The organism is Holdemanella porci (assembly GCF_019052655.1).
Classification (GTDB): Bacteria; Bacillota_I; Bacilli_A; order Erysipelotrichales; family Erysipelotrichaceae; genus Holdemanella; species Holdemanella hominis.
Genome location: NZ_JAHQVB010000067.1, coordinates 1 through 10,017 on the forward strand (window position 1 = coordinate 1; position 10,017 = coordinate 10,017).

Sequence of the window (10,017 nt, forward strand, 5' to 3'; positions counted from 1 at the left end):
TTTGTATTTTCAAACTTTTTCATAAAAAATACTTGAATTTTATATAGTTAGCTCCTTAAATCGAATATGTCTTTCTTCTTGAAAACTCTTTTTGTTTACCCTCATTCCAATCCTCTAAGTTTCGATAATATCCTGAAACACGAGAATAGACCTCGGTTGATTTGGAACATTTCGGGCAGATATCTTGATGACCCAATAGATAGCCATGTTCTTCGCAAACCGAATATGTTGGCGTAATTGTGAATACAGGCACCTCGTAGTTTTCATAAATGGTCTTCACAAGTAAAGCCGCCATCTTCCAATCTTCGATTCCATGATCAATAAAGACTGGAAATGAAGTGGCTCCACTATATTGATTTTGAAAATCTTGTTGTATATGTAAAGCCTCAAAGACATCATCCGTACTGGCGACATCTAAATGCGTTGAATTCGTATAATATCCATGACTTTGAATTTCTGGATACAATTCCTTATCAATTTGGGCAAAATGCGTACATACACTTTCTGCCGGTGTAGCCTCTAAATTAACTTTTTGACTTTGATTTAAAAGTTTGTGATTTAAAAACTCTAACACTTCCATGGAAAAAGTTTGTGCATCCAAATCCATCAAATTCTTCTTTAACCATTTCGCATTCAAACAAGCCTCATTCATACCCACAATACCTAAAGTACCATAGTGATCATTAAAATCCGATATATAGGCCTTGGTATACGGATACAAGCCGGCTTCCAACAATTGATTTAACACTTGTCGCTTGACTTCAAAAGAACGAAGGGCCACATCACTTAAATTATCTAAACGCTTAAAGAAATCTTCCTTACTACTTGAAAGATACGCTAAGCGCACTATGTTTAATGTCACAACCCCCATACTTCCACATAAAGGTTTATAACCAAAATATCCTTCTACATCTTGTTTTTCTTTTGTCAAAAAATAAGGCGTTCCATATTTGGCACAAGCCTTAAACAACTCTTCTTCGTGCATCCAATCAAAATCTGGATTTAAGTAAAGGGCAATAATTGGAAATTGAAAACCACGACCTGAAATATCTCCTTTATTGATAACTTCAAATAAGGCATCATGAAGAATTTTCATTTCCTTTTGACAATCTCCATATGTAAAATCACATTCACACCCGGCTACAATTGCCTTTTTGTTTATAAATTCTTGCGGAACATTCCAATCCAAAGTAATCTGACTAAAAGGAGCTTGGGTACCCCATCTCGAAGGAATATTTATCCCATATATAAAGCTTTCAAGACAATCACTGACCATCTTGACAGATAGTTTGTCCTGATGAATAAAAGGTACGAGTAACGTATCAAAATGTGCGAATGATTGGGCACTGGCCCATTCATTCTGCATGATTCCTAGAAAGTTGACCATCTGGTTACATAACGTCGATAAATGCTTGGCAGGAAGGGATGAAATCATCTTATTCACAGAAGGAAGTCCTTTTAAAATTAGATCTTCTAAAGACCAGCCTGCACTGCATCCCGTCAACATATTGATATTATGAATATATAGATCCCCATTTTTATGTGCGTTGGTAATTTGGGCATCATACACTTCACTCAACCAATAATTCGAAGTGATCATACCTGAATTGGATAAGATCAAACCACCCACAGAATAAGTTGCCATGGAGTTTTCATCTTCCAAAGAAATATTATCGTGTAAATACGAATTGACTAAATGTATATATTCATTGGCCGTCGATTGAATCTTACGAACATTTTCTCTTTGTTTACGATATAAAATATATGTCTTTGCGACCGGATAATAGCCAGATTCTGACAACGTTTTTTCAACACTATCCTGAATCATTTCTACACTAATTCGATTATCTTTGATCTTCGTTTGAAAATCAGCCGTGGCTCTAAGTACCAGTAAGTTGATAATCGCATCGTCTTTTTCCATATGTAAAGAATCAAACGCTTTGGATATGGCCGAAAAGATTTTTGACGAATCAAAAACAACTATGGAGCCATCTCTTTTTTCGACTTCAATCATGCTTGATCCCCCCTTATCTTTACATGTTTAACATACTTTTCGAATATCTTTTTATATTTTAAAACAACTTTAAAACTAGGTCGATGCAACGAATGATCAATGGTCGTTTCTCTATCTTCAAAAGGCTGTAAAATCACTGTATCAACGCCTTGGATCCATTCTCCTAATTCTTCTATAGTTGCTTGATTATGCAATTCATCCACCAAAGTTACACAAATGTCATATGGTACAACCGATTGCTTCAACAAATCCAAAGACTTCTCAATATCCTTTAGATCCATATCCTCAACCCCACACGTTTTCGCATAGGCACTCGGAGCATTTTTGATATCTAGACTGACATGATCTACCAATTTTTGTGCAAGGATTGTTTTTAAACGTTCATAGAACATACCATTCGTATGAATCTTAATTTTATAGTTTAAAGTCTTGGCATACTGTAGAAAGGAAACAACCCCCTCATGCATCAAAGGCTCTCCTCCCGATATATAAATGCCATCTAAATCTTTGCGATGACTCTCTAAATATTCATTGATTTTTTCCGTAACGATCGGATACATGTTTTCTTTTAAATACACCAAATCTCTCGAATGACAATACGGACACTTTAAATTACATCCCCCTGTATATAAAGAACAACTCAAATGTGAATCATAATCCGATAAAGATAATTTTTTTAATTTATAAAACTGCAGATTGGTCTGCTCCAAATCCGCATAGCTTCTGGCATGATTGGATAAAGTCTGATAAAACGTAGAAAAAACTTCAATCTGCTCTGCCGTTAGATCTTGTGTAATGTGATGCCACCAATCTCTACGAATCCCATAGATTTCAGATATATGTTTTTTGGTGAGTGCCGTCGTATATAATTCTTTAACACGCTTATCTTTGGCACTTGTTAAGATGGAAACATAACCCAAAGTATTCAATTTTTGAACATTTTTTGTGACTGTACCCTTGTCATATCCACCAACCTGTACGATTTGTTGGAGGGAAATACCTTCATTCTCATAGATTTCAATCAAGATTGGAAGCTGGGCATAACTCAAATTCAAATCTTGCAGCATCTTATCATAATATTTCTGTGTACTTCGATAGAGGATACTTGAATCCATCAATAAATCATTTTGTTTTTCCATACAAATATTATAAGGTATTTTCATAAAGAAAAAAAGGACCGAAGTCCTTTTGAGATTATTGTGGTTTTGCGTCGAAATGTTCATCACGAACAACAACGTCGTGAGCTCCACCTTCGACAATACTTGTACTTGATACTAATGTAACCTTGGCATCTTTTTGAAGTTCAGGTATTGTTAAGCATCCACAGTTACACATTGTATGACGAATCTTAGACAAAGATAGACCTACATTATCTCTTAAGCTACCTGCATAAGGAACATACGAATCAACACCTTCTACGAAAGACATTTTCTTGTCTCCACCAACATCATATCTTTGCCAGTTACGAGCACGAGCACTACCTTCACCCCAGTACTCCTTCATGTAATTTCCGTTTACACTTACAATCTTATTTGGAGCTTCTTTGAAACGTGCAAAGTAACGACCCAACATAACAAAGTCAGCACCAAATGCCAATGCTAGTGTGATGTGGTAATCATGTACAATACCGCCATCTGAACAAATTGGAACATAGATTCCAGTTTCCTCAAAGTATTCATCACGAGCTTTCGCAACATCAATTGTAGCTGTAGCTTGTCCACGACCAATACCTTTTTGTTCACGAGTGATACAGATAGAACCTCCACCGATTCCAATCTTAATAAAGTCAGCTCCTGCATCCGCTAAGAAACGGAAACCATCTCCATCTACAACGTTACCAGCTCCAACTTTCACGCTGTCACCATAGTGTTCACGGATCCATTTAATTGTTTCAGCTTGCCATGCAGAATACCCTTCACTTGAATCAATACATAAAACATCTACACCAGCTTCTACTAAAGCAGGTACACGAGTCGCATAGTCACGTGTATTGATCCCAGCACCTACAACGTAGCGCTTTTTATCATCCAATAATTCATTTGGATTATCTTTGTGTGATTCATAGTCTTTTCTGAACACGAATGCCTTTAAGTGTTGTTCTTTATCAACGATAGGCAACTGATTTAATTTGTGTTCCCAGATTAAATCGTTTGCCTCAGACAATGTAATATCTTCATCTCCGACGATCAATTTTTCAAATGGTGTCATAAATTCCTTAACCAAAATTGAATGATCCATACGACTTTCGCGATAATCACGACTTGTTACGATACCTACTAATTTACCATCCGCTTGACCATTGTCAGTAACAGCCATTGTTGAGTGTCCTGTCTTAGTACGAAGAGCAATTACATCCTCTAATGTTGCTTCAGGGCTAATATTTGAATCGCTGCCAACAAATCCAGCCTTAGTCGATTTTACTTTACGAACCATAGCGGCCTGAGACTCAATTGTTTGACTACCGTAAATAAAACTTACTCCACCCTCACGTGCAAGTGCACAAGCCATTTCTTCACCACTAACAGCCTGCATTACAGCACTTACCATTGGAATATTTAAAGATAGTGCAGGTTCTTCACCTTTTTTGAATTTTACTAAAGGCGCTTTCAAACTCACCTTATCCGGTGTACAATCCGGACCTGTGTAACCAGGAATCAATAAATACTCACTGAACGTTCTAGATGGTTCTTCAAAAAATTTTGCCATTGTTTATCTCCTTCTCAATTTAACCTATATTATATGTTTTGAGTTCTACGCCGTCAAGCCAAATTGACAAACGACGACACTAAATGATGCAATATGAATATCCTGTGCTTCTAACGCATTGCTATTTCCATCATCAAACAAGACTCTAGCTTCTTGGTCCAAATGATAATCATAAGGAATGTTAGTTGGATTAAAGAAAGCTACACAATGATCATCCCCTTTTTGACAAGAATAGACTAAGACTTGATCATAGATCGAATCAAATTGAACACCTTTTTCAATGTCTTCAACCGTACTCAATCTAAAACAAGGATGTTCTTTACGAAGCTGGATCAATTCCTTTGTACGCTCTACAATTTCAATATGGTGATCCCTTCTTTGATAATCAACACGATTGTAGTTATCCGAACGATTGTATGTATTCCCTAAACCTTGTTTAGTGCGACCAAACTCTTGACCACAATGAATAAATGGAACCCCTTGTGCAAGTAATACCATCGCATTGGCCATGATCTGTCGTTTTTCTCTTAAATCACGACTCTCCCCATGACAACATACTCTGTTTTTATCCCATAACGTATGATTATCATGACACTCTACATAGTTAATGACTTTCGCTGGACTATCAAACACATGGTCCATACAGCTTGCGGCCATTACACATTTTACTTGATAGAATAAATCGGCTTGTCCTGACGCAAAGCCTTTTCGTGAAAGCTCATCATTCGATCCACGAACAACTTCACGGAAACGATCCGAGAAATGACCAACATGTGGCATCTTAGCTTGATTCAGTTGCGAAGCACGAATCTCTTCCGCCACAAAGCTTGGCATATTCCAGCCTTCCCCATAAATCATAAAATCTGGTTTTAATTTTTTACATTCTTCACTAATCTCATTCATTAAGTTATAATCTAGGATTCCCATTAGATCAAAACGGAAACCATCCACATCAAATAACTCAATGATCTTCTTACAAGTTTCTAAAAAATATTTACGCGCCATATATGGTTGTGTATCGATATCATTGCCACAGAAACTTCCATTCGAAAATTCACCTTCACGATTCATTAAGAAATAATAATCTGGCACCATATTTTCTAACGCAAAATTTTCTTTGACATACACATGATTAAACACTAAATCCAAATTCACTCGAATGCCTGCCTTGTGGCAATCATGTACCAAATTCGCAAACTCCTCGATACGTAACTTCGCATTCTTTGGATCTAGTGAATAGGCCCCTTCCAAACAACGATATTGTACAGGATTATAGCCCCAGTTATAGAAAATATTAGGATACACTTCATCCACACTGCCAAAGTCAAATACAGGCATCAATTGTACGTGTGTCACACCTAATGATTTTAAATAACTAAAACCTGTATTGTGTGCTTTTGTGATTTCATTTTCTTCCGTAAAGCCCACAAATTTTTTTGGATGACTCACTCCAATTCCAATTTGACTTGTCATATCACGAATACTTGCCTCATATATAATCGCATCGCATTCACTATCCATTGGCTTCAATTTGATTTTTTTTGGTAGTTTTAAACTCTTAGGATCTACAATCACACTATATTGGCCATTCGGACCACTAAAGCAAGTATAAGGATCTGTTACCCCTTTATATTCTCCATTCACACGTACTAAGTAAGAATAGTGAACTCCATTTAAATCTTTATTGACAGTAAGCGAGAAAACCCCTTTATCCTGCCGAACCATCGATTCAACAATCTTTTTTCCGTTTAAGACATATCCTACATGTACGGCAAGAGCTGTAGGTGCCCACACTTTAAAGGTTGTCTTTTCTGGTGTATATGTAGCTCCTAGATCCTCTTTTTCATACATGTACTCTTTCGCAAAACGCTCTGTTTTAACAATATGAGAGTATTTGGCAACACAAGTTTTACAATGTTCATCATACACAGTATATTCTTGACCAATTTCCAAGTTCCCGTTTAATGACAATGAATAATGCGTATATCCATTATATAGATCACTTTGAGACTGAATCGTCAACGGAATAATACGATCCTTTGTATCTTTCATATGGAAAATACGACTTTTTCCACCAAAAAAATTTTTGGACATATAAACATCCAAACAATTGTAATCATCTAAATAAGCTTCATATGGCTCCTTCATTCGCATATGTAGTATTCCTCATTTCCTTTTATTTTACGTATCTATTGTAACATGTATACAGACAATTTTTAAAAAAAATGTTAAACTACTTCATAGAGGTGAACAAAATGAGTACATATCGTATAGAAGAAGATTGCTTAGGACAAATCAAAGTCGAAGCTGACAAATATTGGAAATCCCAAACCCAAAGAAGTTTAGAGAATTTTAAGATTGGACAGGAATTAATGCCTGCCTCTTTGATTCATAGTTTTGCGATATTGAAAGAAGCGTGTGCCAAAGCCAACCTTCATTTCAATAAAATTACTGAAAAACAATGTGAAGCCATTATCGAAATATGTCAAAGAATCGAAGACGGACAATATTTAGACCAGTTCCCTTTACATGTTTGGCAAACAGGTTCTGGAACACAAACCAATATGAATGCCAATGAAGTCATTTCCATGTTAGGAAATGAATACGCAAAGGAAAATATTCTCCATCCAAACGATACGGTTAATGCATCCCAAAGTTCAAATGATACGTTCCCGGCTGCGTTACATATCATGGTGGCACAAAAAATCAATGCTGAGCTACTTCCACAATTGGATTTAATGATTAATCAAATCAAAAAACTAGAAGAAGAAAACGAAGGCATTATTAAAATTGGTAGAACTCATCTTCAAGATGCCACACCATTATATTTCTCACAAGAATTAAGTGGATACCGTTCTATGATTGAGCATAGTAAAGCTCAAATTATTGATAGCTTAAAATATGTGTATGAACTAGCTTGTGGTGCAACCGCTGTAGGTACAGGCATCAACTGTCCAGAAGGTTTTGATGAAGTCGTCACAAAGATCATTTCTGAAAAGACACATCTTCCTTTTGTACCAGATCCAAACAAATTCCATGCTCTAACAAGTAAAGATGCCATGGTATATACAAGTGGAGCTTTAAAAGGTCTTGCCTCTAACTGCATGAAGATTGCGAATGACATAAGATGGCTTGCGAGCGGACCAAGAAGTGGCATTCATGAAATTGATATTCCTAGCAATGAGCCAGGATCTAGTATTATGCCAGGTAAAGTCAATCCAACTCAATGTGAAGCCTTAACTATGGTTGCCGTACAGGTCATGGGAAATGATACGGCGATTGGTATTGGGGCAAGCCAAGGAAACTTTGAATTAAATGTCTTTATGCCATTGATAGCCTACAATATGGATCAGAGCATTCAATTATTAAGTGATGCGATTCACTCATTCACCATCCATTGTTTAGATGGTTTAAAGGCCAATAAAGAAACTATGGATAAAAACTTACATAACTCATTAATGTTAGTCACTTGTTTAAATCCAGTGATTGGCTATGAGAAAGCAGGACATGCAAGCCAACATGCCTTCAAAAATAACTTAACTTTAAAAGAAGCCATTTTAGATTTGGGTTATTTGACAAGTGAAGAATTCGATTTGTATGTGCAACCCGAAAAAATGATTCATAAATAGAAAAAAAGGTATTTATTCCTACATGATAGGACTAAATACCTTTAATATATTTCGATATACTTTCACAGCTGGATTTGTGTTTACACATTCCTCTAATGAAACTTCATGCGAGACTTTGAATATTTCTTCAAAGTCATTTTTTATATCTGTCAAACAAGCAGTTTCATGCATCCATACACCACATTCATAATGTTGATAATACGATCTAAAATCCATATTCACTGTACCTACTAAAGCACTTGAATCATCAATGATGCAAACTTTGCCATGAATAAATCCGGGTGTATATTCGTAAATTTTAACACCTGCTTTGATCAATGTATCAAAGTTGGCTTTTGTGACTTCATACACCATCTTTTTATCCGGAATTCCAGGAACAACAATTCGTACATCTACACCATTGGATACAGCGAGTTTTAGAGATGAAATCATTTCTGAATCCAAAATTAAATATGGCGTTGTGATCCAACAATAGTCTTTGGCACAGCCAAGCATATTCAAATGCATATTTAAACTTGTGTTATTCTCATCCGTTGGAGAATCCGAGAATGGAATGATATATCCAGGATTCTTTAATGATGAAAAGACTTCACGATTTTGAATAAAATGCGAATACGATGTATATTCACTGGCTTGATAGTTCCAGATTTGTAAGAATGAAATGGTAAACATTTCAACACCAGCCCCCTTGATCATACAACCCATATCTTTCCAATAGCCAAAGCGTTTTTTCGTATTGATATATTCATCGGAAATGTTGCAACCTCCTGTAAAAGCCACCTTACCATCAATGACTAGAATTTTTCTATGATCTCGATTATTCATTGCCATAGCCAGTTGAGGTCGTAATGGATTAAATGCATGTGTTTTAATGCCACGCGCATTCAAGCATTTCGCATAATCTCTAGGTAAATAGGTCAAAGATCCCATATCATCATAAATAACACGAACATCTACCCCCATAGCGGCTTTATCCATTAAGATCTGTAGAATGGTATTCCACATAACTCCTTTATTGATAATAAAGAATTCCATAAAGATAAAATCTTCTGCTTTAATTAATTCTTGAATAAAAGCCTGATATTGTTCTTCACCAGAAGGAAAATAAGTTAACAAACAATTGTCATAAACAGGAAAATATCCATTTGTCCATGCCATGGATGTCATTTTATCTAAGACATAGTCATCTACATGAAGATCACTTAAAATTTCAATGTTTTGAAGAGCATACTTTTTATAGTCTGAATATGCCTGTCTATCTTTGATCATTAAAGCCTTTGGAATCTTACGATTTCCAAGTAATAAGTAAACAACGCCACCAAAGATTGGAAAAGACATAATCAATAAAACCCATAATAATTTAGAACTGGAATCCGAATCACGATTGATGATATGCATACAGACGCATAGACTAAATATAATCAAGATATAGTAAACAATAAAGAATTTTTGACTAAAATAGCTCACCAAAAAGAACAATGTAAAAAATTGGAGTAATACAGCTAAGATAATATAGATAGGTTTTGATTTACAATATTTCAAAATTTTATGCATATTTGTATTATACGCTAGATACGCATAAAAAAAAAGCAGACAAACAACTGCATTTGTGTAAAAAAAAGGACCCGGCAGCTAGCTATCTTCGCAGGGGCAAGCCCAACTATTGTC

The 10,017-nt window shown here is 35.7% G+C and carries 6 protein-coding genes; 1 reads left to right on the forward strand and 5 read right to left on the reverse strand.

The genetic code is table 11. From position 1 onward, the window contains the following. Positions 1-55: 55 nt before the first annotated feature. From nrdD to pulA, 4 genes are read right to left on the reverse strand one after another with little or no spacing between them, the layout of a single operon-like run. Positions 56-2,014: an anaerobic ribonucleoside-triphosphate reductase gene (gene nrdD / locus KTQ83_RS10015; RefSeq protein ID WP_217256735.1), complete on the reverse strand. Its 1,959-nt coding sequence runs from the start codon at positions 2,012-2,014 to the stop codon at positions 56-58. After that, positions 2,011-3,153, reverse strand: a complete 1,143-nt coding sequence (locus KTQ83_RS10020) for an anaerobic ribonucleoside-triphosphate reductase activating protein (RefSeq protein ID WP_158567634.1) — start codon at positions 3,151-3,153, stop codon at positions 2,011-2,013. Before KTQ83_RS10020 ends, nrdD begins: the two co-directional genes overlap by 4 nt. Positions 3,154-3,208: 55 nt before the next feature. After that, positions 3,209-4,720 (reverse strand): IMP dehydrogenase, encoded by a 1,512-nt coding sequence (locus KTQ83_RS10025; protein WP_186999681.1) that lies wholly within the window; start codon positions 4,718-4,720, stop codon positions 3,209-3,211. Positions 4,721-4,765: 45 nt separating this feature from the next. Further along, on the reverse strand, positions 4,766-6,874 hold the full coding sequence (gene pulA / locus KTQ83_RS10030; protein WP_244975839.1) for a type I pullulanase: 2,109 nt from the start codon (positions 6,872-6,874) through the stop codon (positions 4,766-4,768). A gap of 101 nt (positions 6,875-6,975) precedes the next feature. Here pulA and fumC point away from each other — a divergent pair, with 101 nt between their 5' ends. After that, positions 6,976-8,349 (forward strand): class II fumarate hydratase, encoded by a 1,374-nt coding sequence (gene fumC / locus KTQ83_RS10035; protein WP_217256736.1) that lies wholly within the window; start codon positions 6,976-6,978, stop codon positions 8,347-8,349. A gap of 18 nt (positions 8,350-8,367) precedes the next feature. Here fumC and cls read toward each other — a convergent pair whose 3' ends face one another. Then, complete coding sequence (gene cls, locus KTQ83_RS10040; protein WP_217256737.1) at positions 8,368-9,903, reverse strand: cardiolipin synthase; 1,536 nt, start codon at positions 9,901-9,903, stop codon at positions 8,368-8,370. Positions 9,904-10,017 lie beyond the last annotated feature (114 nt).

Bases quoted from the DNA above. Each gene is read 5' to 3' on its own strand.
- fumC (WP_217256736.1), top strand. From the start codon at position 6,976: ATGAGTACATATCGTATAGAAGAAGATTGCTTAGGACAAATCAAAGTC.
- pulA (WP_244975839.1), bottom strand. From the start codon at position 6,874: ATGCGAATGAAGGAGCCATATGAAGCTTATTTAGATGATTACAATTGT.
- cls (WP_217256737.1), bottom strand. From the start codon at position 9,903: ATGCATAAAATTTTGAAATATTGTAAATCAAAACCTATCTATATTATC.
- KTQ83_RS10025 (WP_186999681.1), bottom strand. From the start codon at position 4,720: ATGGCAAAATTTTTTGAAGAACCATCTAGAACGTTCAGTGAGTATTTA.
- nrdD (WP_217256735.1), bottom strand. From the start codon at position 2,014: ATGATTGAAGTCGAAAAAAGAGATGGCTCCATAGTTGTTTTTGATTCG.
- KTQ83_RS10020 (WP_158567634.1), bottom strand. From the start codon at position 3,153: ATGGAAAAACAAAATGATTTATTGATGGATTCAAGTATCCTCTATCGA.